A 22,041-nucleotide genomic window follows, 5' to 3' on the forward strand; every position below is an offset into this window, starting at 1 on the left:
AAACCGTGGGCTGGAATACATGTTCATCATGATGAACGCGGCGCGCTACGCGGTGGGCCTGCAGGGCGTGGCGGTGGCCGAGGCCGCCCTGCAGCATGCCACGGCCTATGCCGCCGAGCGGATCCAGGGGCGGCCCCCCGAGGGCTCTGCCGGCCCCGTGCCCATCGAGCAGCATCCTGACGTGGCCCGTATGCTGGGCATCATGCGGGGTCTGGCCGAAGGCACGCGGGCCGTCGCTTATGTGGCCGCCGGCCTGAATGATCGCGCGCGCCATGCGCCCGATCCCGAGACCCGGGCGGCCTGTCGGGCGGTGTACGAATATCTGGTGCCCATCGTGAAGGGGTTCTCGACCGAATCGGCCGTCGAGGTCGCTTCTCTCGGCGTTCAGGTGCACGGCGGTATGGGCTACATCGAAGAGACCGGTGCGGCCCAGTACTACCGGGATGCCCGGATCCTGCCCATCTACGAAGGCACGACGGCGATACAGGCCAATGATTTCATCGGCCGCAAGCTGGCGCGCGACGGCGGGGCGGTTGCCCGTAGCCAGATCGCCGCCATGCGGGATACCGTCACGGCGTTGCAGGCCGCCGACGGTTCGGGTGCGGCCGATCTTCACCTGATCGCCCGCCGTCTAGAGACGGCGATCGATGCCTATGACCAGGCAATCGGGTTCGTCCTGGCGACCCTGGGCGAAGACGTACGGGCCGTTTTTGCGGGCAGCGTGCCGTGCCTGATGCTGGCGGGCACGGTGCATGCCGGCTGGCAGCTGGCGCGGGCAGCCCAGGTGGCCGCGCACGTGCTGGCCGATGCACCCAATGACGCATTCCACAAGCGGAAGCTTCAAACGGCGCTGGCCTATGCCGTTCATGTGTTGCCGCGGGCGGGGGCGTTGGCCTCGGCGATCGAGGACGGCCGGGCGTTGTAGCCGCACGATGCGCCCCTGATGCGGGCACGGGCCTGTCGGCCGATGGCCTCTTGCGAAAAACACTGTGGTTGTGTACAGTGCATTCAAGTACTGTTCATAACCACAGTGTCGCCGCGCTCCTGGGGTGGCGGCCCAACCGGAGGCTCTCATGGTCAAGGCGGGTATTCATTCGGCGTCGTACGGCAAGCCGTGCCGTGGTATGCGGCTTCAGGGCAAGGGGGTGCGGCAGGGCCTGGCCGATGTGCTTATGGTCCTGCTCTGGGCCGCCATGGTGCCTGCAACCCTGTGGCTCGGGGTGGCCGCCGGTTTCTAGCAGGGCCGGGCTACAGCCGTCTACAGCGGCTTGCGTGTTGCGTGTATAATACTTGGCTTTGCATCCTCTGGCCCGGTCATACCGCATCCAACAACGCCGCAGGTCCAAGATGCCATGGAGCCCAGTGTGAATCTCATCGAAACCCTAGAGCAAGAAGAAATCGCCCGCCTCATGCAGGGGCGCACCCTGCCGGATTTTGGCCCAGGCGATACCGTCGTCGTCAACGTCAATGTGGTCGAAGGCACGCGCAAGCGCGTGCAGGCCTACGAAGGCGTGGTCATCGGTCGCCGCAACCGCGGCCTGAACTCGGCGTTCACCGTACGCAAGATGTCGTCTGGCGAATCCGTGGAACGCACCTTCCAGCTGTATTCGCCACAAATTGCCAGCATCGAAGTCAAGCGCCGTGGTGCGGTTCGCCGTGCTAAACTGTACTACCTGCGTAGCCGCACGGGTAAGTCTGCCCGCATCAAGGAAAAACTGGTCCGCAAGGCCGTCTGATTCTATTTCGGGCATTCATCCACAAGGCACCCCGGCAGGGTGCCTTGTGCGTTTTGCGGCAGTCTTTTTCGGAATGCCATGTCGCAGCTGATTCAGGCTCGTTCAGTCAGGCACGAGCACGGGTTCGATCCGGTTACACAGCCTGTGGTGCCCAGCCGCCCGCTGCCCGCCCTGCCGCCAACCAGCCTGCAAATGGAACGCATCCGCCAGGCGTTCGAACACCCGGTACCCTGGCAGGTCGAGCCTTTGTTCAGCCATGAATTCTTCGTATCGGGTACGGCCAGTCAGGGGGCGCGGCAGGCGGCCGTCCTGATGCCATTGGTGCCGCGCGTCGACGGCCTGAACGTGTTGCTCACGCGTCGTGCAGATCACCTGCACCATCATGCCGGCCAGGTCAGCTTTCCCGGTGGATGCATCGAGCCCGGGGATCCTGGCCCTATCGACGCCGCTATCCGGGAAACGCGCGAAGAAGTCGGTATCGAGCGCCAATACGTGCGCGTCATTGGCACGCAGCCCAGTTTGCTCACCACCACCCAGTTCCTCATGACGCCCATCGTGGGCGAATTGCTGCCCGGTTTTCGTATCATGCCCGATGCGTCGGAAGTCGCCGAGGTCTTCGAGGTACCGCTGGCGGTGCTCATGGATCCCGCGCGGCATGTGCTGCATCGCATGCAGGCCGATTCCGGCCAGGGGCGTTGCTATTACTCGATCCGTTGGCAGTCGCACTTCATCTGGGGCGCAACGGCCATGCTGATCCGCAACCTATACCATTTTCTGGCGGCATCCCAGTCGGTCCAACCCGCCCAACCCCAGCCCAAAAAGACTCAATAACGCTCGCCTGCGGCGTTTTCTTCGAGAATGCGCAGATACAGTGCGTGCCTGTCTGGTTGAATCTCGCCGCGCTCGATGCCGGCCCGTACCGCGCAGCCCGGTTCATGGCGGTGTCTGCAGTCCGCAAACCGGCATTCTTCGGCGGCGGCAGCCAGTTCTGGAAAACCGCGCGCCACGTCGTGCGCACTGAGATGTTGCAAACCAAACGCCTGAAAACCGGGCGAGTCGATCAAGGTGCCCCCTTGCGGCAAAGGGTGCAGGCGGGTATGGGTCGTCGTGTGGCGCCCCGTGCCCAGGGCGGCGGACAGCGCGCCGGTTTCGGCACGGGCCTCTGGCACCAGCGCATTGAGCAGGGTCGACTTGCCCATGCCGCTTTGCCCCAGCAACAGGCTGGATCGGTTGCGCAGCAACGGACTTAGAAGCCGTCGGACCGCGGCAGGATCCAGGGCGCTCAGCACAGTGATGGGCACCCCTAAATCGGCCAGGCCCTGCAGCCGCTGGCGGGCCTGCGCCACCGTGGGTAAATCGGCCTTGTTCAATAGAATGTGAACCGGCACCCCTGCGCTGGCGGCCGCCACCAGCGCCCGATTGACGAGATCCATGGAGAATTCGGGCTCTGGCGCCACGACCAGGAGCAACTGGTCGATATTGGCTGCGAATAATTTGCTGCGGTTGGCATCCGAGCGATAGAACAAGTTGCGGCGTGGCAGGACTTCGACGATCAGGCCTTCCTGGCCCTCTGGGCGGACCCGCACCTGGTCGCCCACCGCCAGACCCGATCTTTTCCCGCGCGTATAGCATTGCCGAATGTCGCCCCGAGGGGCCATTTCGACTGAATAATGCCGTCCGTGGGCGGCGACGATGCGCCCTTGGAGCAGGGCGGGTTCAGACATGACGCAGGTGCGCGATGCGCACGGCGGCCGAGGGGTGGCTGTCGTACCAGGCGGAATGCAGGGGGTCGGGGGTCAGCGTGGCGGCGTTGTCGTCGTAAAGTTTGACCAGGGCATCGACCAGCGGTTGCGCGCCGCATTGGGCGACCGCATAGCGATCGGCCTGAAATTCGTCGCGGCGCGACAGGAGGCTGGCGATGGGCGTGACCCAGAAGGTGAACACGGGCAGTGTCAGCATGAACAGCAGCAGGGCCAGGCCGTCATTGGGCCGGCCCAGCTGCGGGATCACGCCGAGCTGCACGTAGAACCAGGTTTGTGTAGAGAGCCAGGCCAGCAGTTGCAACAGGACGCCCGCCACCAGGAAGTTGACGACGATGCGCCGCAGGACGTGGCGATGCGCGAAGTGTCCCAGTTCGTGCGCCAGCACGGCTTCGACCTCATCGATGTTCAGGCGCGCCAGCAGGGTATCGAAAAAGACGATTCGGCGATGTCGGCCAAACCCTGTGAAGTAGGCATTGCCATGGGCGGATCGGCGTGAGCCGTCCATGACGAACAGGCCTTCGAGACCGAAGTGACAGCGCTGTGCCAGGGCGTGGATGCGCTCGCTCAGTTCGGGGTTGTCGAGCGGCGTGAAGCGGTTGAACCAGGGGGCGATGAAACCGGGATACAGCCACAGGACGAGCAGGTTGAAACCCACCCAGACCCCCCAGGCCCACCAGGCCCAGTGCTGCGCACTGGCCTGCATCAGCCACAGGATGGCCAACAACAGCGGAATGCCCAGTACCAGGGTGACCACCAGCATTTTGAGGCTGTCGACCACGAACAGGCGCGGCGTCATGCGGTTGAAGCCAAACCGGGCCTCGAGGACGAAGGTGCGCCAGGCGGAGAACGCAAGACCGATGAGGCCCAGGAACGCCAACACCACCGCGATGAGCAGCGCCTGCCGCCAGAGTTCGGATTCGACCAGGCGCGCGGCGAGAATATCCAGCCACTGCAATCCGCCCAACAGCGTCAGTGCGAGCAGCACGGCGGCTTCGACGATGCGTTCGATGATCGTAAGGTGACTGCGGGCTGCCGTGTAGTCGGCCGCCCGCTGATGGCTGTGCAGGCCGATACGGTGGGCGAAGGCTTCGGGCACGCGATCGCGGTGGGCCATGACGTGGCGTATTTGCCGCCGGGCCAACCAGGTTCGCAAGGCCAGGTCGCCCAGCAGGCAGGCGAGAAACAGGGCGGTCAGCATGCGGGTCGGGCCAATGTGCGAAAATCAGGACTTTGCAATAAGGGATTATAGAGTATGGCTCTGCATGACCAGCGCCTCATCTGGCTCGACATGGAGATGTCGGGCCTGGATCCAGAAAAGGAGCGCATTCTGGAAATTGCCGTGATCGTGACCGAAGCCGATCTGGCCGTGGTCGCCCAGGCGCCCGTGCTGGTCGTTCATCAGCCGCAGGCGGTGCTCGACAACATGGATAAATGGAACCAGTCGACCCATGGTAAAAGCGGCCTGATCGAGCGGGTCAAGGCCTCTACACTGACGGAAGAACAGGCCCAGGACATCCTGCTGCGGTTTCTCGAGCCGCTGGTGCCCGCGGGCAAATCACCCATGTGCGGCAACACGATTTGCCAGGATCGCCGATTCATGGTGCGATACATGCCAAGGCTCGAAGCCTATTTCCATTACCGCAATCTGGATGTGAGTACACTGAAGGAACTCTCTTTGCGCTGGAAACCCGAGGTCTATCGCAGCTTCAACAAGATCGGCAAGCACGAGGCGCTGGCCGATATTCAGGAATCGATCGACGAGCTCAAGCATTATCGTCAGCATTTTCTGAAACTGTAGTCACTGGCTGATGTCCGCGGCATGCTGGGCGCGCTTGCGCTGGGTGCCGGAATCGCCCATTTTCCAGGAGGCACTGTGCACGCACCAGGGATTGCCGGCATCGGCACCGATTTGCTGCAGGTGGCCCGCGTCGAGCGGGTCTATGCGCGCCATGGCCGGCGTTTCGTCGAGCGCATCCTGGGGCCCGAAGAACAAAGCGTGCACGCGCGTCGGGCCGCCCGGGATGCACGCCGGGGCATCCGCTACCTGGCGACGCGCTTTGCGGCCAAAGAGGCGTTTTCCAAGGCGATCGGCCTGGGCATTCACATGCCCATGACCTGGTCGCGCGTGCAGATACTCAATCGTCGCGGCGGGGCACCTGAAATCCACCTGTCAGCCGAACTCGCAGACTGGTACCAGGTGCGTTTCGGTCCTGCGCACGTGTCGATGACCGATGAAGCCGACATGGTGGCTGCATTTGTCATCATCGAGCATCTAGCCCGCTCCGGCGGGCTGGATGCGCCCTGTGTCACAGGGCCCGAGGGGTCCGTCGGTGGGGGGGTGGCATGAACGTTCACGTATCGGGATGGATGCCGGGGCCGGTCATGGTCGACGTCGCCGGCTTCGAACTCACGGCGGCCGAGGTCCGCCGCCTCACGCATCCGCAGACCGGCGGCGTGATCCTGTTTGCCCGCAACTTCGCCGATCGCGACCAACTGCTCGGCCTTTGCCAGAGTATCCATGCGGTGCGCGACGAGCCCCTGCTGATTGCAGTGGATCACGAGGGGGGGCGGGTGCAGCGGTTTCGGACCGACGGCTTTACCGCCATACCGCCCATGCGCAGCTTTGGCCGCTGGTACGATCAAGACCCCCAGGCGGCGTTGCACGCCCTGACCGAAATCGGCTTCGTCCTGGCCAGCGAGCTGCGCGCCTGCGGGGTCGATCTCAGCTTTACGCCGGTGCTGGACCTGGACTACGGGCCCAGCCAGGTCATCGGAGACCGGGCCCTGCATGACGATCCCGCCGTGGTGGCCCTGCTGGCCCGCGCGCTGGTCCAGGGGCTGGGGCAGGCCGGCATGGCGGCTTGTGGCAAGCATTTTCCGGGGCACGGCGCCGTCGCCGCCGATTCTCACCTCGAGGTGCCCGTAGACGCGCGTTCGCTGGGCGAGATCCTCGATGCCGACGCAGCCCCCTATGCGTGGTTGGGAGACCTGGTCCTGCCGGCCGTGATGCCGGCCCACGTCATCTATTCTCAAGTGGCACCCGAGCCGGCGGGGTTCTCTCAGCGCTGGATCACCGACATCCTGCGCAATCGTCTGCAGTATGATGGAGTGGTGTTTTCCGATGACTTGACCATGGAAGGGGCCCGCGTCGCAGGCGATATCCATGCACGGGCGCAGGCGGCCCTGCAGGCCGGCTGCGATATGGTGCTGGTATGCAATCGACCCGATCTCGCCGATGCCCTGCTCGAGCGCCTGGCAGACCAGCCGCCGCAGATGGCGTCGGTGAATCGCGTCCGCCGCTTGCGGCCCAGCCGGCCGGCGCCCAGCTGGGCCGAGCTTCTGTCCGATGCCAGATATGTCCGAGCCCGAAGCTTTCAATCTGAAGACCTTCCTGGCTGATCTGCCGCACCTGCCGGGGGTCTACCGGCACCTCGACGCCCAGGGCGAAGTCCTGTACGTAGGCAAGGCGCGCGATCTCAAACGCCGGGTCAGCTCGTACTTCCGGAAATCCGGCCACGGCCCGCGCATCGCCCACATGCTGGCGCGGGTCGCGCGTACGGAAATCACGGTCACGCGCACCGAGGCGGAAGCGCTGATCCTGGAAAACAACCTGATCAAGCGTCTGCGGCCCCGCTACAACATTCTCTTTCGGGATGACAAGTCTACCCGTATCTGCATATCACCGACCACGAGGCGCCGCGGCTGGTCTACTATCGCGGCAGTACCCGCGGCAAGGGGCATTTCTTCGGCCCCTATCCCAGTTCGTGGGCCGTGCGCGAAACCATACAGATCCTGCAGAAGGTGTTTCGTCTGCGCACTTGCGAAGACAGCGTCTACGCGCACCGGACGCGTCCGTGCCTGCTCTACCAGATCGGGCGCTGTTCGGCGCCCTGCGTGGGCCTGATTTCGCTCGAAGACTATCAGGCCGATGTGCAGCGTGCGATCCGCTTTCTGGAAGGGCGCTCAGATGAAGTCATGCAGGACATCGAGGCGCGCATGATGGCGGCATCGGACCGGCAGGATTACGAGCAGGCGGCCGTGCTGCGCGACCAGATGCGCGCCCTGGCCAAGGTGCTCCAGCAGCAGACCATGGAGCAGGTGGGTGAGGACAGCGTCGACATCATCGCGCTCGAGCAGGCAGAAGGCCGCGTGTGCGTCAATCTTGCCATGGTCCGCAATGGCCGCCACCTGGGTGACAAGCCCCTGTTTCCCACTCAGGTGCAGGATCAGGCGGCCGAAGACATTCTGGCGGCCTTCATTGCCCAGCACTATGCGGATAATCCTGCGCCCGCCGTCCTGGTGTGCTCTCATCCCATTCCGGATGCCGATCTGCTGGCCATGCTGGCGTCGCAACATGGCCATCCTGTGCGGGTCCTGACCCGTCCCCAGGGTGCACGCCGCGCCTGGCTGGATCAGGCGCGGCGCAACGCGCAACGCGCTCTGGCCAACCGCCTGAGCGAGTCCAGTGCCCGCGAGGCGCGTACCCGCGCATTGGCCATAGAGCTGGATCTCGACACCGACGAGACAGCGCTCGATGCCTTGCACATCGAGTGTTTCGACATCAGCCATACCGCGGGCGAGGCGACCCAGGCTTCTTGTGTGGTGTACCGCCATCACGAGATGCAGCATTCGCTGTACCGCCGTTTCAACATCGCCGGCATCGAGCCGGGTGACGACTATGCGGCCATGCGCCAGGTACTCACGCGGCGGTTTGCGCACGTGGCCGACGGCCAGGCGCCCATGCCGGACGTGGTCCTGATCGACGGCGGCAAGGGCCAGGTCGAGGTGGCCCGCCAGGTGTTCGTCGAGCTGGGCCTGGATATTGCCACCCTGGTGGGGGTGGCCAAGGGCGACCATCGTCGGGTCGGGCTCGAGACGTTGGTGTTTGCCGATGGCCGGACGCCCGTGGCGCTTGGGGTCGAGTCGCCGGCGCTGATGCTGGTGGCCCAGGTCCGCGACGAGGCGCACCGGTTCGCCATCACCGGCATGCGGGCGCGGCGCGCGCGGGCGCGCAATGTCTCGCGCCTCGAGGAAATCGAAGGCATCGGCAAGCAGCGGCGGCAAAAGCTGCTGGCCCGTTTCGGTGGCTTTTCGGGGGTGGTGGATGCGAGCATCGACGAGCTGCGCAGCGTGACGGGCATCTCGGATGAGTTGGCCGAGCGCATTTACGATGCATTGCACGAGTGAACAAGGTAGTATGCGCCTATCATGCCGCTGAATATCCCGATCGCCCTCACCTGGTTGCGCATTGCCATGATCCCGCTGATCGTGGGCGTCTTCTATCTGCCGGATGCCTGGACGGCAGGCTGGCGCGATGCCGCGGCTGCGCTTGCCTTCGTCGTGGCGGCCGTGACAGACTGGCTCGATGGCTGGCTTGCGCGCCGTTGGAACCAGACCTCCGCATTCGGTGCGTTTCTGGACCCGGTGGCCGACAAGCTCATGGTTTGCGCGGCCCTGCTGATCCTGCTGGATCTGGGTCGGGTGGATTCGCTCATCGCGCTGGTCATCATCGGGCGCGAAATCACGATTTCGGCCCTGCGCGAATGGATGGCGAAGATCGGTGCAAGCAGCAGCGTGGCCGTCAACTGGCTGGGCAAGTTCAAGACGGCGGCGCAGATGGTCGCCATCCCATGCCTGTTGTACTGGGAGCCCTGGCGCAATCTGCCCGTGCGCTGGATCGGCGGCGTGCTCATCGTGGTGGCCGCCATCCTGACCTTCTGGTCGATGTGCTGGTACTTGCGCATGGCCTGGCCGCAGATGCGCGAACGGGCGGACGGCCCGGGCTAAGCAGCCGCCTTCATTGCCTGAGCGTGCGCGTCTGGCTGATCTCGCCGGGGTCGTGATTGGCGCGCCACGGGTTGATGTCCAGGCCACCGCGCCGGGTGTAGCGGGCATAAACCAGCAAGGTGTCCGGTTGGCAACGCTGCATGATCTCGCCAAAGATCTTTTCTACGCACAGCTCGTGAAACTCTTGCGTGTGGCGCAATGAGACGACATAGCGCAACAGGCCTTCGCGGTCGATTTGCGGGCCGGCATAGCTGACCTGCAGGCTCGCCCAGTCGGGTTGGCCGGTGACCGGGCAGTTCGACTTCAATAGTTCACTGACCAGGGTTTCGCGCACGAACGGCGCCGAGCGCGTGCATGCCAGGGCCTCGGGCCGCGGCTCGCCGCCGGCGTCGAACTGCAGCTTCTGGTCATCGATGCACGTGCCGCGCAAGGGGGCGCAGCTGAGCTCGAAGGCGGGTCGTACGGACAGAATCTCGACACCGACTGGTTTGCCGCAGGCGCGCGACAGGTCGGTATACAGACGCAGCCGAACGATGTCCGCGTACTCGAAGCGTTCGTCGTTGTAGCTGTTCAGATACAGCTTGAAGGACTTGGATTCGATCAGGCCCGGGCTGTCGTGGGGGAACGTAAAACGGCCCATGGCCACCACCGGCTTGCCCCCTGCATCCAGCCAGGATAGCTCATAGGCGTTCCAGATGTCGCCGCCGTGGCTGGCCTGCGGCAAGGCCAGGCCGCTGCGCGTCAGGCTGCGTTCGATGACGTGCAACAGGTTGGGGTCGTAGTGGTCGGGGGCGACGACCGTTTTGCCCAGGGGGCTTTCTGACAGGGGCTTGAATGGCATGGTGAATGGCCGGGAAGGAAAATGCACGGAATACCGTTACTGTATACCGCCATCCTTCATTTCGCATGATGAAATCTTCTTTTTGGGATATGAAAATAGAATGCTGCGGTGCATTGAACCGATTTTCATTATGTTCAAAAAGATTTCATCACATGAAATAATGAATGTAATCTATTGATTAAATAGTAAAAAAAATATTGTCTTATATAAGATAGATGGGTTATATGCGGCGCACCATAGGCGTACACTGTGGTCATCCCATTCCATTAGGAGATGCACCATGAGCACCCGAGAGCAAGAAGTTCGCAACCTGCAGCGCCGCTGGGCGGAAGACCCCCGCTGGCAAGGCATCAAGCGCGGCTACGATGCCGAAGAAGTCGTGCGTTTGCGCGGCTCGGTCAAGGTCGAGCACAGTCTGGCGCGCCGCGGCGCGGACAGTCTGTGGCGCTTGCTGCACGAAGAGCCTTTCGTCAACGCACTCGGGGCCCTGACGGGCAACCAGGCCATGCAGCAGGTCAAGGCGGGCCTGAAAGCCATCTACCTGTCGGGCTGGCAAGTGGCCGGAGACGCCAACATCGCGGGCGAAATGTATCCGGACCAGTCCCTGTATCCCGCCAACTCGGTCCCCATGGTGGTACGGCGCATCAACAATGCCCTGATGCGCTGTGATCAGATCCAATGGATGGAAGGCAAGAATCCCGGCGATGCCGGTTATACCGACTACCTGGCGCCCATCGTGGCGGATGCCGAAGCGGGTTTCGGGGGCGTGCTCAATGCCTTCGAGCTCATGAAGGCCATGATCGAGGCGGGTGCGGCGGGCGTGCACTTCGAGGACCAGCTGGCTTCCGTCAAGAAATGCGGCCACATGGGCGGCAAGGTGCTGGTGCCCACGCGCGAGGCGGTCTCCAAATTGGTTGCGGCGCGCCTGGCCGCCGACGTGATGGACGTGCCCACCTTGCTGGTGGCCCGTACCGATGCCGAGGCCGCGGATTTGCTGACCAGCGACATCGACGAGAACGACGCGCCCTTCATCACCGGCGAGCGTACGGTCGAGGGCTTCTTCCGTACCCGGGCGGGCCTGGATCAGGCCATTGCGCGGGGCCTGGCCTATGCGCCGTACGCGGACCTGATCTGGTGCGAGACGTCGACGCCCGATCTCGACCATGCGCGCCAGTTCGCCGAAGCCATTCACCGGCGCTTCCCAGGCAAGATGCTGGCCTATAACTGTTCGCCGTCCTTCAACTGGAAAAAGAACCTGGATGACGCCACGGTGGCACGGTTCCAGCGCGAACTTGGCGCCATGGGCTACAAGTTCCAGTTCATTACGCTGGCCGGGTTCCATGCGCTCAACTACAGCATGTTCGAGCTGGCCCATGGCTATGCCAGCCATCAGATGTCCGCGTTCGTCGAATTGCAGCAGAAGGAATTCGCCGCTGCCGACAAGGGCTTCACGGCCGTCAAGCACCAGCGCGAGGTCGGTGTGGGTTATTTTGATGCCGTCACGCAGGCCATCGAAGGCGGGCAGTCGTCGACAACGGCCCTGACAGGGTCCACCGAAGAGGCTCAATTCGACGAGCATGCCGAGTCGGAAGCGGTCTGATGCAGACGCCGGGCCCGTGAAACGGCCCCGGTGCCATATGTAGTACGGGGAGGGGCAGCCTCCCCTTTTTTTGGCCTGATCCCTTGGCTGGCGCGGATGCGGACGTCAACGCCTTGATCTGGATCAAAGTATCTTTTCGCGGGTCTGGCTATAGTCCGCTCATGCGTACGCCCAACCTGTTTTCCCCGCCTCCTGGCCTCGGCGAGTCTTCGCGTCGTGAACGGCGCCGCATGTTGGCGCGCACGGGGTTGGCCTGGCTGGTGATGATGCAGGTCATGATGCTTGCGTTCCCCGGCTATATGCGTCCTGTGGAACGCTCGGCCGAGGCCCAGCAGACGCTCGAGCAGGCCATCGTGCTCATGAACTGGTCCAGCCTGGTCCTGTGCGTGCCGCTCATGACGTACTGTGCCTGGCCCCTGTGGCAGGGGGCCTGGCGCGATCTGGCGCGGCGTCGTGTGGGCATGGACGTCCCCGTTGCCCTGGGCCTGCTGGCCGCTTTCATCCCCAGCGTAATCGCCACCTGGCGCCAAACGGGCGAAGTGTATTTCGATTCGGTGTCCATGTTCGTCGCCTTTCTCATGGGCGCGCGCTATCTCGAATTATGTGCCCGGCAGGCAGCCGGCTCGCGGTCGGCAGGCGGCCTCGAAGGCCATCTGCTGGCGCTGGCCGATCGCTGGGCCCTGCGTTTCGTGTGCGTGCAGCTTGTGCTCGCGGCAGGCGTCGGGCTGTGGTGGTGGTCGGTCCAGCCCGATCAGGCCGTGGCCGTGACCGTGGCGCTGCTGGTCATGAGCTGCCCCTGTGCGCTGTCCATGTCCGTGCCGGCCGCGTTGGCGGCGAGGCGCACGCTGTCGTTGCGCCACGACCGTTCGTCGGCGCTCGACGCTCAGCGGCTGGACGCGGCCATGCGACGTGTGGCGCGGCAGAATCTGTTTGGCTCGCTGGCCTGGCACGTGCTGGTCACGCCCCTGGCGGCCATGGGCTGGGTGCAGCCGTGGCTGGCGGCGCTCACCATGCTCATGTCGTCCCTGGCCGTGGCCGTCAACGCCTGGCGCCTGACGCGCATCCAGGGCCCGAGCGGGTTGGGCCTGGTGGGCAGTACCGGGTAGGGGGTGGCGATGGATGGCCTCTTCCTGCTTTTGCCGATTTCCCTGTTGCTCGTGCTGGGGATCGGCGTGGCATTCTGGTGGGCCGTTTTTTCGGGCCAATTCGACGAAGCGGGGGAGGCCGCACAGGCCATCCTCGATGATGATGATTCTTGACTTGTTCTGAGGGGAACATTTATGGGCATGACCGGTACCGCCAGTGCTCCGGCCGAGACCTTCAACTACCGCGTGGTCAGGCAGTTCGCCATCGCCACCGTTTTTTGGGGCATCGTCGGGATGGCCGTCGGGGTGTTGATTGCTGCACAGCTGATCTGGCCTCAGCTCAATTTTGACATCCCCTGGCTCACCTACGGCCGTTTACGGCCGCTGCATACCAATGGCGTGATCTTCGCCTTCGGGGGCTGCGGGTTGTTTGCAACGTCCTACTACGTCGTGCAACGCACCTGTCAGGCGCGTCTGTTCTCGGAAAAGCTGGCGGCCTTCACCTTCTGGGGGTGGCAGCTGGTATTGGTGGGCGCCGTCATCACGCTGCCCATGGGCTTCACGTCCACCAAGGAATACGCCGAACTCGAATGGCCGCTGGATATCCTGGTGGTGATTGTCTGGGTGGCCTACGCCATCGTGTTTTTCGGCACCATCGTCAAGCGCCGCGTCAAACACATTTATGTGGCCAACTGGTTTTTTGGCTCATACATCCTGACCATCGCCATTCTGTACCTCTTCAACAACCTCGAGCTGCCGGTGTCCATGTGGAAGTCGTATTCCATCTATCCGGGCGTCCAGGATGCCATGGTGCAGTGGTGGTATGGGCACAATGCCGTCGGTTTCTTCCTGACCACCAGCTTCCTGGGCATGATGTACTACTTCGTGCCCAAGCAGGCCGGGCGGCCCATTTATTCGTACCGCCTGTCCATCGTGCACTTCTGGGCGCTGGCCTTCACTTACATGTGGGCAGGCCCGCACCACCTGTTGTATACCTCGCTGCCAGACTGGACCCAGTCCCTCGGGATGGCCTTCTCGCTGATCCTGCTGGCGCCCTCGTGGGGGGGGATGATCAACGGCATCATGACCTTGTCCGGCGCCTGGCACAAGCTGCGCACCGACCCGATCCTGAAATTCCTCGTCGTGTCGCTGTCTTTCTACGGCATGTCCACCTTCGAGGGCTCGATGATGTCGATCCGCACGGTCAATGCCTTGTCGCATTACACCGACTGGACCATCGGCCACGTGCATTCGGGGGCGTTGGGCTGGGTGGCCATGATCACCTTCGGATCGCTGTATTACCTGATTCCGCGGCTATATGGGCGCGAGAAAATGGCCCGCCCCGAGCTCGTCAATCTGCATTTCTGGCTGGCCACACTGGGGGTGGTGCTGTATATCGCCGCCATGTGGATCGCGGGGGTCATGCAGGGGCTGATGTGGCGGGCCACCAGCGAAGACGGCATGCTCACCTATAGCTTCGTCGAAGTCGTCAAGGCCACGTATCCGTTTTATGCCATCCGCCTGCTTGGCGGGCTGTTCTTCCTGACCGGCGTCTGCCTGATGGGCTGGAACACCTGGCTCACCGTGCGGGGTCAGACGGGCGTCAACCCGAAGGTGCCGCTCGAGACGCTCGACCCCCGCACGCCCCACCCAACCGCCGTCCCGGCATCGGCCTAAGGAGCAGACCATCATGTCAGGACATAAAAAACGCTTTTCCCACGAATTGCTCGAGCGCAATATCGGCCTGCTGATCTTCTTCAGCATTCTGGTGGTGTCGTTTTCCGGGCTGGTGCAGATCATCCCGCTGTTTTTCCAGCACTCGACCACCACGCCTGCCGAAGGGGTGACGCCGTACGAACCCTTGCGGCTGGTGGGGCGAGACATCTACATTCGCGAGGGCTGCGTGGGTTGCCACTCGCAGCAGATCCGCATGCTGCAGTCCGAGGTGCAGCGCTACGGGCCGTATTCCGTGGCGGGCGAGTCCGTGTACGACCATCCCTTCTTGTGGGGGTCCAAGCGCACCGGGCCAGACCTGGCGCGCGTCGGTGGGCGCTATTCAGATGAATGGCATCGCATCCACCTGCGCAATCCACGCGACGTGGTGAAAGAATCGAACATGCCTTCGTATCCCTGGCTGCAGCGCAATTCGGTCGAAGGCGCCAACGTGCGTGATCGCATGGAAGTCATGCGCGTCATGGGGGTGCCCTATACCGATGCGCAGATCGAGGCGGCACCCGACGCGCTGGTCGGCAAGACCGAAGAAGACGCGATCGTTGCCTACCTGCAGGGCCTGGGGGTGGCGGGCCGCGATGCGGCGCTGCAGTCGATGCTCAAAGGAGAGCACTGACATGAGTCCCGTACTGATTGGCATCGGCACGATACTGGCCATGGCGACCTTCATCGGCATCGTCTGGTGGGCCTGGTCGGGGCGCCGTGCCAAAGACAACGACCAGGCCGCCCATCTGCCCTTCGACCTGCCCGATGAATACCCAAGCGACAAGAACACCGGGGATAAAACATGAGCGATTTCGTCAGCAGCTTCTGGAGCTATTACATTGCCATTATTGCGCTGGGCGGTATCGCCTGGTGCGTCTATCTGCTTTTTTCCCAGCGCGCGTGGCTCAAGCAAGACGTAGCGGAAGTCGAAGACACCGGCCACGTCTGGGACGGCGATCTCACCGAGCTGAACAATCCGGTGCCGCGCTGGTGGACCGTGATGTACCTGGGGCTGTGCATTTTTGCCCTGGGGTATCTGGTCCTGTATCCGGGCCTGGGGTCGTGGTCCGGCATGCTGGGCTTCACCGCCGGCAAGCAGGTGCAGGCCGAGCAGGCCGCGCTCACCCAGCGCATCGAGCCGATTTATGCGCGCTACCGCGATATGCCGATCGAACAGATCGCGGCCGATGCGCAGGCGCAGGACATCGGTCAGCGCCTGTTCCTGAACAACTGTGCACAATGCCACGGCTCGGATGCCCGGGGTAGCCGGGGCTTTCCCAATCTGGTCGATGGCGATTGGCTTTGGGGCGGTTCGCCCGAACAGATCCTGACCACCATCACCGAGGGGCGCCACGGCATCATGCCGCCCTGGGGCGCGGCCATCAAGCCCGATGAAGCCTCCGCCATCGCCCAGTACGTGCGCTCGTTCTCGGGCCTGGCCCACGATCCCATGCGTGTCAATGCCGGCAAGCGCGGTTTCGACACCTATTGCGTGGCCTGCCATGGTGCCGACGGCAAGGGCAATCAGGCCCTGGGGGCGCCCAACCTGACGGACGACATCTGGTTGTACGGCAGCTCTGAGCCGACGATCGTGGAAACCATTCTGTATGGCCGCGACAACCAGATGCCGGCGCAGAAAGACAACCTCACTCCAGAACAGATCCGCCTGCTGGCCGGCTGGGTCTGGGGCCAGTCCAACCCTCAGTAAAACGTCGCCATGCAAGCACCCACCCCCGATCGAAAGCCAGCGCGCCCGACCGATGATCTTTCGGGTTGGCAGCCCGCCCGTCGTGTGATACGCAAGGGGTCCGGGGGGACGTCGCCGCAAGTCGAAAAAGCCCTGGCCGAGGTCCGTTCCAAAATCCATCCGCGTTCGGTGCAAGGGCATTACGCCCGGATCCGGGTGTTGATGGTCTTTCTGACGCAACTGGTCTTTTACGGCTTGCCCTGGCTGCAGTGGAACGGCCGTCAGGCGGTGCTGTTCGATCTGGCGGCGCGCAAGTTCTATCTGTTCGGCATGGTGCTCTGGCCCCAGGACGTAATCTACCTGGCGGTGCTCCTGGTTTTGTCGGCCTTTGCCTTGTTCCTGTTCACGGCCATGGCGGGGCGGCTGTTCTGCGGCTACGCCTGTCCGCAGACCGTATACACCGAGATCTTCATGTGGATCGAGGCCAAGGTCGAGGGCGATCGCCTGGCCCGCATCCGGCTCGACCAGCAACCCTGGAACGCGCGCAAGCTGCGCCTGAAGGCAACCAAGCACGTCCTGTGGGTGGTGGTGGCCCTCTGGACGGGCTACACCTTCATTGGCTACTTTGCCCCCATACGCGAGCTCGGTACCCATCTGATGGCGTTCAACCTCGGGCCCTGGCAGTGGTTCTGGATGCTGTTCTATGCATTCGCCACCTGGGGCAACGCGGGGTTCATGCGCGAGGCGGTCTGCAAGTACATGTGCCCGTACGCGCGGTTCCAGAGCGTGATGGTCGACGACGACACGTTCGTGGTCACGTACGACCACGTTCGCGGCGAACCCCGTGGCGGGCGTTCGCGCAAGATCGATCACAAAGAGGCCGGCATGGGCGACTGCGTCGACTGCAGCCTGTGCGTGCAGGTGTGCCCCACCGGGATCGACATCCGCGACGGTCTGCAATACATGTGCATCGGCTGTGGCGCCTGTGTGGATGCCTGTGACACCGTGATGGACAAAATGGGCTACGAGCGTGGCCTGATCCGCTACACCTCGGGCAATGCCATCACCGAGGGGCTGACGCAGAACCAGGTGCGCAAGCGGGTGCTGCGGCCGCGGGTGCTGGCTTATTCGGCCTTGCTGCTCATTATCGCCGTTGGCTTCGTCTTTTCGCTGGCCACGCGCACGACGCTGCGGGTAGACGTCATCCGCGATCGCGGGGCGCTGGGCCGCGAGGTCGCGGGCGGGCTGATTGAAAACGTCTATCGCCTGCAGATCATCAATTCGGCCGAGACCCCAGTGACGGTAGAACTCAAGGCCAGCGGTTTGCCCGGGCTGGCCCTGCAGACTGCGGATCAGGGCAGTGCGCGCATCGAGCTCGAAGGCTCTTCCAATCGCCTGGTGCCGATCGTTCTGCGGGCGCCGGCCGAAGGGCTTCAGCCAGGCCTGCATGACATCCAGTTCGAGTCTCTGGGCGAGCGCGCGGATGGCCCGGTGGATACGATCATCGAGCAGTCCAGCTTTTACGTCCCCAACTGACAGAGGCTTTTATGTCTGACTCTACGCGTGAACTCTCCGAAGGAAAACCGTGGTGGCAGCACCGTTGGCCGTGGCTGCTGATGCTAGGGCCCGCCGTGGCGGTGGTGGGTTGCATCATCACCATCGTGCTGGCGTTCCAGGCGTTTGGTGATCAGGACATCGTGGATGGCGGCTCGCGTCAGGGGCTGGTGGTGACGGCGCCGGCCGCCCACCGCTGACAGGGGGACACCATGAAGGCACGCAAGCTCATGTGGATCCTGTGGCCCGCCTTCCTGATGGCTGCCGTGTGCAGCACCCTGGTTTTTGCCCTCATCGACCCGCATGACCTGGTGCTCCTGGGCCAGTGGCAGGCCAGCCGGACGACGGTGTATACGCTGGGGTTCTTCATTTTCTGGCTGACGGCGGCCGGCTCCAGCGCCCTGACCTTGCGGATCGCGCCCCGGGGGGTCGAACTCGACGAGTTCGGCGATCCGATCGAGTGAGCCCCGTCTTTATGTCAGATCGGTGCCCGACAGTTCCTGCAGGGCAGGGTGGTCCAGGATCTGGACTTCACGCTGCTGTACGCGGATCAGGCCTTCCCGGGCAAAGCGCGAAAACAGCCGGCTCACGGTCTCCAGGGTGAGGCCCAGGTAGTTGCCGATTTCCTCGCGGCTCATGCGCAGGATGAATTCGTGTGGCGAATAGCCCAGATGCTGCAGGCGTTGCGATAGATTCAGCAGGAACACGGCCAGGCGCTGCTCTGACCGCAACCCCCCGATCGACAGCAGCATCTGGTGCGAGCGCCCGATTTCCTTGCTCATCAGGCGCCGCAGCTGCCGCTGCAGCGACGGCAGTTGCGTGGCCAGCTGGTCCATCGCAGCCAACCGGATGATGCAGACCTCGGAATCCTCGAGTGCGATGGCGTGGGATACCTGCTCTTCGTGCATCAGGCCATCCATGCCCAGCATTTCGCCCGGCAGCAAAAAACCCGTGATCTGCACTTGCCCGCGCGCGTCTTCGATCTGCGTCTTGAACGAACCCGAGCGTATGCCGTAGATGGCGTCGGCCTGGTCCCCTTCGCGATACAGGGTGCCCCCTTTGGGTAGCCGGAAGCGCTCGTTGACCAATGCGTCCATTTTCTGGATTTCGCTTTGCGACATGCCCAGCGGCAGGCAGATGGTGTTGAGCATGCACGTGGAGCAACGCGTCGAGTCGAGCGCCAGCGTAATGCGCCTGGGGCCGTGGAGCTTGCGGATCAGCCCGGAAGAGTAGGGGTCAGTCGGCACATTTAAACCTGAGAAGTACGAAGCATCACGGCCATGGCCATGATGGCATCAGGGATTATAAGTTCATTACCACGATATTTGGTACTTTGAACAAAGCAGTTGGGCATTTTAGTACCTCCGGGCTTGTGGAATGTCGTTTTGATTCCCTCAAGATCCCTATACCATGGGGTCTTGCGGGCTTTGGTTGACAGATATGTCTTAGGCCTGCATTATCGAAACCGAAATAATCTGAACTTAGAATATAGGTGTATTCATGATGTTTTTCAAAAGGTTCCTGGGTGGGTTGCTGCTCGGGCTGCTCGCCGCCGGCGTCGGCCCCGCAGCATGGGCCGAGCACAGTGGCACGGGCGATAGCCGCAGCGTGAGCCATCGGCCCGATGTGACCTTCACCTTGCGCACCGCGATTGCCGATGGCAAGCTGGTCTTTCAGGAAGAAGGCACCGACATCGTCAATCCTGATCTTCGCGTACCGGCGGGCGCCGTCGTGCAGATCAACCTGGTCAACGGTGACGGGGCCACCCATGACGTGGCCGTGCCTGAATTCCACGCCCAGTCGGACGAGATCTCCGGCATGAATTCGGCCACGGCCATCGTTTTTCGGGCCACCAAAGACGGAACCTTCGAATACTACTGCACTTTGCCGGGGCACAAGGCCGCCGGCATGGTGGGCAAGATCATCGTGGGCGAGGCGCCGGATGTGGTGCGCACCGAAGCGCCGCAGATCGCTCACGACCCCTACGAGGTGGGTGAGCCGGTGGGTGCGCGGGCCCCGCAGCATGTCTCGGTCGACCTCCTCACGACCGAATTGGTGGCCCGGCTGGCCGACAACAGCACGTACCGGTTCTGGACCTTCAACAATAAGGTGCCTGGCCCGTTCATTCGGGTACGGGTGGGTGACACCGTGACCTTGAACTTGAGCAACGCGCCGGACAGCACGCACATCCACTCGATCGACCTGCATGCCGTGACAGGCCCGGGGGGTGGCGCGGACGTCACTCAGGTGGCGCCCGGCCAGTCCAAATCATTCACCTTCGAGGCCAGGCACCCCGGCCTGTTCGTGTATCACTGTGCAACACCCATGGTGGCGCAGCATATCACCAACGGCATGTACGGCCTGATCCTGGTCGAACCCGAAGGCGGGCTGTCCAGCGTGGACCGCGAATTTTACGTCATGCAGGGCGAACTCTATACGGCACAGACGCATGGTTCGCCTGGGCTGCAGGAGTTCTCTCTCGACAATCTTCTGGCGGAAAACCCGCAGCACATGATGTTCAATGGGGCCATGGATGCCCTCACCAAGGTCTACCGGATGGAGGCCAATGTCGGCGATACGGTGCGTATCTTCTTCGGGGTGGGCGGGCCGAACCTGACGTCCAGTTTCCATGTGATTGGCGAGGTGTTCGATCGCGTCTACGACCAGGCTTCGCTGACCAGCAAGCCCCTGACCGACGTGCAGACCACGCTGGTACCGCCCGGCGGCGCCACCATGGTCGAGTTCAAGGCGGATTATCCCGGCCAGTACGTGCTCGTCGATCATGCTTTGTCGCGGGTCGAAAAAGGCCTGGCGGGGATACTGATCGTCAAGGGCGAGGCGGACCCCACGATCTTCACCAGCGACGAGCGGGTGCAAGAGGGTGGGGGTCACATGGGTCATTGAGCGCGCCCGGGCCGCGTGGCAAGCAATGGCTGTCAAGCACTTGCTTGCCGCGTGTGGCGCGCTGTGTTAGGATCCAGGGATGAATTCGATTCCCTATTTTTTCTTTTTTGCTTTTTTTCCGAAGCCGCCGGTGGAGGAAGGGGATCGCAGTATCATAAAGTAGGTCAAAATTCCCTTAAAAGCCGCCGGCCCAGCCAGGCGGCTTTTTTGTTTCCGACCTGGCCCCGGCCCACAGGAGCACTACCGTGTCACACAATACCGACGATACCCGCATCCGAGAAATCCGCGAGCTGGCTCCGCCCGCCCACGTGATGCGCGAATTTCCCTGCACGCCCGAGATCTCGCATACCGTGCATGATGCGCGCGATGCCGTGCACCAGATACTGCATGGCAACGATGATCGTCTCGTGGTGGTGATCGGCCCGTGTTCGATCCACGACACCGAAGCCGCGCTCGAATACGCCCGGCGCCTGGCGCCCCTGCACCGGCGGCACATCGGCGAACTCGAGATCATCATGCGGGTATATTTTGAAAAGCCACGCACCACGGTCGGTTGGAAGGGGCTCATCAATGATCCGGGCCTGGACGGCAGCTTCGACATCAACCAGGGGCTGCGCAAGGCACGCGAGCTGCTCATCGGGATCAACGCGCTCGGCTTGCCTGCCGGTACCGAATTTCTCGACATGATCACCCCGCAGTACATCGCCGACCTGATCTCCTGGGGGGCCATCGGGGCGCGCACCACCGAGAGCCAGGTCCATCGCGAGCTGGCCTCGGGCCTGTCCTGCCCCGTAGGGTTCAAGAACGGCACCGATGGCAATACGCGCATCGCCATCGACGCCATCAAGGCCGCCTCGCATTCGCATTATTTCCTTTCGGTCACCAAGGGGGGCCATTCGGCGATCGTCTCCACGCGGGGCAATCAAGATTGCCACGTCATCCTGCGGGGTGGCAAGGTGCCCAACTACGAGGCCGAACACGTGCTGGCGGCGGCCGAAGCCCTCGAAAAATCCGGCATGCGGGCGCGGGTCATGGTCGATGCGAGCCATGCGAACAGCCACAAGGACTACACGCGCCAGCCGCTGGTCATCGATGACGTGTGCGCCCAGGTGGCGGCCGGCGACCAGCGCCTGTTCGGGGTCATGATAGAAAGCCATCTGGTCGGGGGTCGACAGGATCTGGTGCCTGGCCGTACTCTGGTATATGGCCAGAGCATCACAGACGCCTGCGTCGACTGGGATACCTCGGTTGCGATGCTCGATTGCCTGGCGGCGGCCGTGCGTGCGCGGCGTCAGCAGCAGGGCAGCGAACCGGCGCAGCTGGCCGACAGCGCGGCCTGAGCCGCTTTCTTTCGTCTGATCACCACGA

General features: G+C 63.2%; 24 protein-coding genes and 1 pseudogene. 21 read left to right on the forward strand and 4 right to left on the reverse strand.

Annotation, left to right across the window (positions count from 1 at the left end):
- The 4 genes from WCZ84_RS08935 to WCZ84_RS08950 form a co-directional block, all read left to right on the forward strand.
- The coding region (locus tag WCZ84_RS08935) for an acyl-CoA dehydrogenase (protein WP_372685924.1) at positions 1 to 925 on the forward strand (925 nt) is incomplete at its 5' end.
- Between the two features lie 148 nt (positions 926 to 1,073).
- On the forward strand, positions 1,074 to 1,238 hold the full coding sequence (locus tag WCZ84_RS08940) for a hypothetical protein (RefSeq protein ID WP_372685925.1): 165 nt from the start codon (positions 1,074 to 1,076) through the stop codon (positions 1,236 to 1,238).
- A 126-nt stretch (positions 1,239 to 1,364) separates the two neighbouring features.
- Positions 1,365 to 1,736 carry a 50S ribosomal protein L19 gene (gene rplS, locus WCZ84_RS08945; RefSeq protein ID WP_372685926.1) on the forward strand — a complete coding sequence of 124 codons (372 nt, stop codon included), beginning with the start codon at positions 1,365 to 1,367 and terminating at the stop codon, positions 1,734 to 1,736.
- Between the two features lie 78 nt (positions 1,737 to 1,814).
- The gene (locus WCZ84_RS08950) at positions 1,815 to 2,567 is read left to right on the forward strand and encodes a CoA pyrophosphatase (protein ID WP_372685927.1); all 753 of its coding nucleotides are present in this window, start codon (positions 1,815 to 1,817) and stop codon (positions 2,565 to 2,567) included.
- Here the strand turns inward: WCZ84_RS08950 and rsgA are convergent.
- Both rsgA and WCZ84_RS08960 read right to left on the reverse strand, forming a co-directional pair.
- Positions 2,561 to 3,460: a ribosome small subunit-dependent GTPase A gene (rsgA, locus tag WCZ84_RS08955; RefSeq protein ID WP_372685928.1), complete on the reverse strand. Its 900-nt coding sequence runs from the start codon at positions 3,458 to 3,460 to the stop codon at positions 2,561 to 2,563. The two genes, WCZ84_RS08950 and rsgA, sit on opposite strands and share 7 nt — an antisense overlap.
- Positions 3,453 to 4,697 carry a M48 family metallopeptidase gene (locus WCZ84_RS08960; RefSeq protein WP_372685929.1) on the reverse strand — a complete coding sequence of 415 codons (1,245 nt, stop codon included), beginning with the start codon at positions 4,695 to 4,697 and terminating at the stop codon, positions 3,453 to 3,455. The genes rsgA and WCZ84_RS08960 overlap by 8 nt, the downstream gene beginning before the upstream one ends.
- Before the next feature lie 54 nt (positions 4,698 to 4,751).
- Here WCZ84_RS08960 and orn point away from each other — a divergent pair, with 54 nt between their 5' ends.
- From orn to pgsA, 5 genes and pseudogenes are all read left to right on the forward strand, one after another.
- Positions 4,752 to 5,297 (forward strand): oligoribonuclease, encoded by a 546-nt coding sequence (gene orn, locus WCZ84_RS08965; RefSeq protein ID WP_372685930.1) that lies wholly within the window; start codon positions 4,752 to 4,754, stop codon positions 5,295 to 5,297.
- Positions 5,298 to 5,318: 21 nt separating this feature from the next.
- Positions 5,319 to 5,846, forward strand: a complete 528-nt coding sequence (gene acpS, locus WCZ84_RS08970) for a holo-ACP synthase (RefSeq protein ID WP_372685931.1) — start codon at positions 5,319 to 5,321, stop codon at positions 5,844 to 5,846.
- Positions 5,843 to 6,898 (forward strand): beta-N-acetylhexosaminidase, encoded by a 1,056-nt coding sequence (nagZ, locus tag WCZ84_RS08975; protein ID WP_372685932.1) that lies wholly within the window; start codon positions 5,843 to 5,845, stop codon positions 6,896 to 6,898. Before acpS ends, nagZ begins: the two co-directional genes overlap by 4 nt.
- A pseudogene (gene uvrC, locus WCZ84_RS08980) lies at positions 6,855 to 8,686 on the forward strand (excinuclease ABC subunit UvrC). Before nagZ ends, uvrC begins: the two are co-directional and overlap by 44 nt.
- 21 nt (positions 8,687 to 8,707) lie before the next feature.
- Entirely contained in the window at positions 8,708 to 9,286 is a 579-nt protein-coding gene (pgsA, locus tag WCZ84_RS08985) for a CDP-diacylglycerol--glycerol-3-phosphate 3-phosphatidyltransferase (RefSeq protein ID WP_372685933.1), read from the forward strand.
- A 10-nt stretch (positions 9,287 to 9,296) separates the two neighbouring features.
- On the opposite strand, the gene queF is transcribed toward pgsA, so the two are convergent.
- Positions 9,297 to 10,127, reverse strand: a complete 831-nt coding sequence (queF, locus tag WCZ84_RS08990; protein ID WP_372685934.1) for an NADPH-dependent 7-cyano-7-deazaguanine reductase QueF — start codon at positions 10,125 to 10,127, stop codon at positions 9,297 to 9,299.
- A gap of 280 nt (positions 10,128 to 10,407) precedes the next feature.
- Here queF and aceA point away from each other — a divergent pair, with 280 nt between their 5' ends.
- From aceA to WCZ84_RS09040, 10 genes are all read left to right on the forward strand, one after another.
- A complete protein-coding gene (gene aceA, locus WCZ84_RS08995) occupies positions 10,408 to 11,727 on the forward strand; it encodes an isocitrate lyase (RefSeq protein WP_372685935.1) in 1,320 nt (439 codons plus the stop codon).
- 161 nt (positions 11,728 to 11,888) lie between these two features.
- Positions 11,889 to 12,833: a hypothetical protein gene (locus WCZ84_RS09000; RefSeq protein WP_372685936.1), complete on the forward strand. Its 945-nt coding sequence runs from the start codon at positions 11,889 to 11,891 to the stop codon at positions 12,831 to 12,833.
- A 9-nt stretch (positions 12,834 to 12,842) separates the two neighbouring features.
- Positions 12,843 to 12,986, forward strand: coding sequence for a cbb3-type cytochrome oxidase assembly protein CcoS (gene ccoS, locus WCZ84_RS09005; protein ID WP_372685937.1), 144 nt, complete (start codon positions 12,843 to 12,845; stop codon positions 12,984 to 12,986).
- Between the two features lie 21 nt (positions 12,987 to 13,007).
- Entirely contained in the window at positions 13,008 to 14,489 is a 1,482-nt protein-coding gene (ccoN, locus tag WCZ84_RS09010) for a cytochrome-c oxidase, cbb3-type subunit I (protein ID WP_372685938.1), read from the forward strand.
- Between the two features lie 13 nt (positions 14,490 to 14,502).
- A complete protein-coding gene (gene ccoO, locus WCZ84_RS09015; protein WP_372685939.1) occupies positions 14,503 to 15,159 on the forward strand; it encodes a cytochrome-c oxidase, cbb3-type subunit II in 657 nt (218 codons plus the stop codon).
- A gap of 1 nt (position 15,160) precedes the next feature.
- Entirely contained in the window at positions 15,161 to 15,334 is a 174-nt protein-coding gene (locus WCZ84_RS09020; protein WP_372685940.1) for a cbb3-type cytochrome oxidase subunit 3, read from the forward strand.
- Positions 15,331 to 16,236, forward strand: a complete 906-nt coding sequence (gene ccoP, locus WCZ84_RS09025; protein WP_372685941.1) for a cytochrome-c oxidase, cbb3-type subunit III — start codon at positions 15,331 to 15,333, stop codon at positions 16,234 to 16,236. The genes WCZ84_RS09020 and ccoP overlap by 4 nt, the downstream gene beginning before the upstream one ends.
- Positions 16,237 to 16,245: 9 nt before the next feature.
- Complete coding sequence (gene ccoG, locus WCZ84_RS09030) at positions 16,246 to 17,751, forward strand: cytochrome c oxidase accessory protein CcoG (RefSeq protein ID WP_372685942.1); 1,506 nt, start codon at positions 16,246 to 16,248, stop codon at positions 17,749 to 17,751.
- An 11-nt stretch (positions 17,752 to 17,762) separates the two neighbouring features.
- On the forward strand, positions 17,763 to 17,969 hold the full coding sequence (locus WCZ84_RS09035; protein ID WP_372685943.1) for a hypothetical protein: 207 nt from the start codon (positions 17,763 to 17,765) through the stop codon (positions 17,967 to 17,969).
- Between the two features lie 12 nt (positions 17,970 to 17,981).
- Complete coding sequence (locus WCZ84_RS09040; protein ID WP_372685944.1) at positions 17,982 to 18,233, forward strand: hypothetical protein; 252 nt, start codon at positions 17,982 to 17,984, stop codon at positions 18,231 to 18,233.
- Positions 18,234 to 18,242: 9 nt separating this feature from the next.
- Here WCZ84_RS09040 and WCZ84_RS09045 read toward each other — a convergent pair whose 3' ends face one another.
- Positions 18,243 to 18,920, reverse strand: coding sequence for a helix-turn-helix domain-containing protein (locus tag WCZ84_RS09045; RefSeq protein WP_372685952.1), 678 nt, complete (start codon positions 18,918 to 18,920; stop codon positions 18,243 to 18,245).
- A gap of 349 nt (positions 18,921 to 19,269) precedes the next feature.
- On the opposite strand from WCZ84_RS09045, the gene nirK reads away from it, so the two are divergent.
- Both nirK and aroG read left to right on the forward strand, forming a co-directional pair.
- The gene (gene nirK, locus WCZ84_RS09050; protein ID WP_372685945.1) at positions 19,270 to 20,673 is read left to right on the forward strand and encodes a copper-containing nitrite reductase; all 1,404 of its coding nucleotides are present in this window, start codon (positions 19,270 to 19,272) and stop codon (positions 20,671 to 20,673) included.
- Between the two features lie 245 nt (positions 20,674 to 20,918).
- A complete protein-coding gene (gene aroG / locus WCZ84_RS09055) occupies positions 20,919 to 22,013 on the forward strand; it encodes a 3-deoxy-7-phosphoheptulonate synthase AroG (RefSeq protein WP_372685946.1) in 1,095 nt (364 codons plus the stop codon).
- The last annotated feature ends 28 nt before the right edge of the window (positions 22,014 to 22,041 follow it).

This window comes from Castellaniella sp., assembly GCF_041675725.1.
Classification (GTDB): Bacteria; Pseudomonadota; Gammaproteobacteria; order Burkholderiales; family Burkholderiaceae_B; genus Castellaniella.

What these genes read in the sequence shown, in the direction of transcription:
- WCZ84_RS08950 (WP_372685927.1), top strand. Translation starts at nt 1,815, where the DNA reads ATGTCGCAGCTGATTCAGGCTCGTTCAGTCAGGCACGAGCACGGGTTC.
- ccoN (WP_372685938.1), top strand. Translation starts at nt 13,008, where the DNA reads ATGGGCATGACCGGTACCGCCAGTGCTCCGGCCGAGACCTTCAACTAC.
- ccoS (WP_372685937.1), top strand. Translation starts at nt 12,843, where the DNA reads ATGGATGGCCTCTTCCTGCTTTTGCCGATTTCCCTGTTGCTCGTGCTG.
- aceA (WP_372685935.1), top strand. Translation starts at nt 10,408, where the DNA reads ATGAGCACCCGAGAGCAAGAAGTTCGCAACCTGCAGCGCCGCTGGGCG.
- WCZ84_RS09020 (WP_372685940.1), top strand. Translation starts at nt 15,161, where the DNA reads ATGAGTCCCGTACTGATTGGCATCGGCACGATACTGGCCATGGCGACC.
- queF (WP_372685934.1), bottom strand. Translation starts at nt 10,127, where the DNA reads ATGCCATTCAAGCCCCTGTCAGAAAGCCCCCTGGGCAAAACGGTCGTC.
- pgsA (WP_372685933.1), top strand. Translation starts at nt 8,708, where the DNA reads ATGCCGCTGAATATCCCGATCGCCCTCACCTGGTTGCGCATTGCCATG.
- ccoO (WP_372685939.1), top strand. Translation starts at nt 14,503, where the DNA reads ATGTCAGGACATAAAAAACGCTTTTCCCACGAATTGCTCGAGCGCAAT.
- WCZ84_RS08940 (WP_372685925.1), top strand. Translation starts at nt 1,074, where the DNA reads ATGGTCAAGGCGGGTATTCATTCGGCGTCGTACGGCAAGCCGTGCCGT.
- WCZ84_RS09000 (WP_372685936.1), top strand. Translation starts at nt 11,889, where the DNA reads ATGCGTACGCCCAACCTGTTTTCCCCGCCTCCTGGCCTCGGCGAGTCT.
- ccoP (WP_372685941.1), top strand. Translation starts at nt 15,331, where the DNA reads ATGAGCGATTTCGTCAGCAGCTTCTGGAGCTATTACATTGCCATTATT.
- rsgA (WP_372685928.1), bottom strand. Translation starts at nt 3,460, where the DNA reads ATGTCTGAACCCGCCCTGCTCCAAGGGCGCATCGTCGCCGCCCACGGA.
- WCZ84_RS09045 (WP_372685952.1), bottom strand. Translation starts at nt 18,920, where the DNA reads ATGCTCAACACCATCTGCCTGCCGCTGGGCATGTCGCAAAGCGAAATC.
- orn (WP_372685930.1), top strand. Translation starts at nt 4,752, where the DNA reads ATGGCTCTGCATGACCAGCGCCTCATCTGGCTCGACATGGAGATGTCG.
- WCZ84_RS09035 (WP_372685943.1), top strand. Translation starts at nt 17,763, where the DNA reads ATGTCTGACTCTACGCGTGAACTCTCCGAAGGAAAACCGTGGTGGCAG.
- nagZ (WP_372685932.1), top strand. Translation starts at nt 5,843, where the DNA reads ATGAACGTTCACGTATCGGGATGGATGCCGGGGCCGGTCATGGTCGAC.
- nirK (WP_372685945.1), top strand. Translation starts at nt 19,270, where the DNA reads ATGATGTTTTTCAAAAGGTTCCTGGGTGGGTTGCTGCTCGGGCTGCTC.
- WCZ84_RS08960 (WP_372685929.1), bottom strand. Translation starts at nt 4,697, where the DNA reads ATGCTGACCGCCCTGTTTCTCGCCTGCCTGCTGGGCGACCTGGCCTTG.
- acpS (WP_372685931.1), top strand. Translation starts at nt 5,319, where the DNA reads ATGCTGGGCGCGCTTGCGCTGGGTGCCGGAATCGCCCATTTTCCAGGA.
- WCZ84_RS09040 (WP_372685944.1), top strand. Translation starts at nt 17,982, where the DNA reads ATGAAGGCACGCAAGCTCATGTGGATCCTGTGGCCCGCCTTCCTGATG.
- ccoG (WP_372685942.1), top strand. Translation starts at nt 16,246, where the DNA reads ATGCAAGCACCCACCCCCGATCGAAAGCCAGCGCGCCCGACCGATGAT.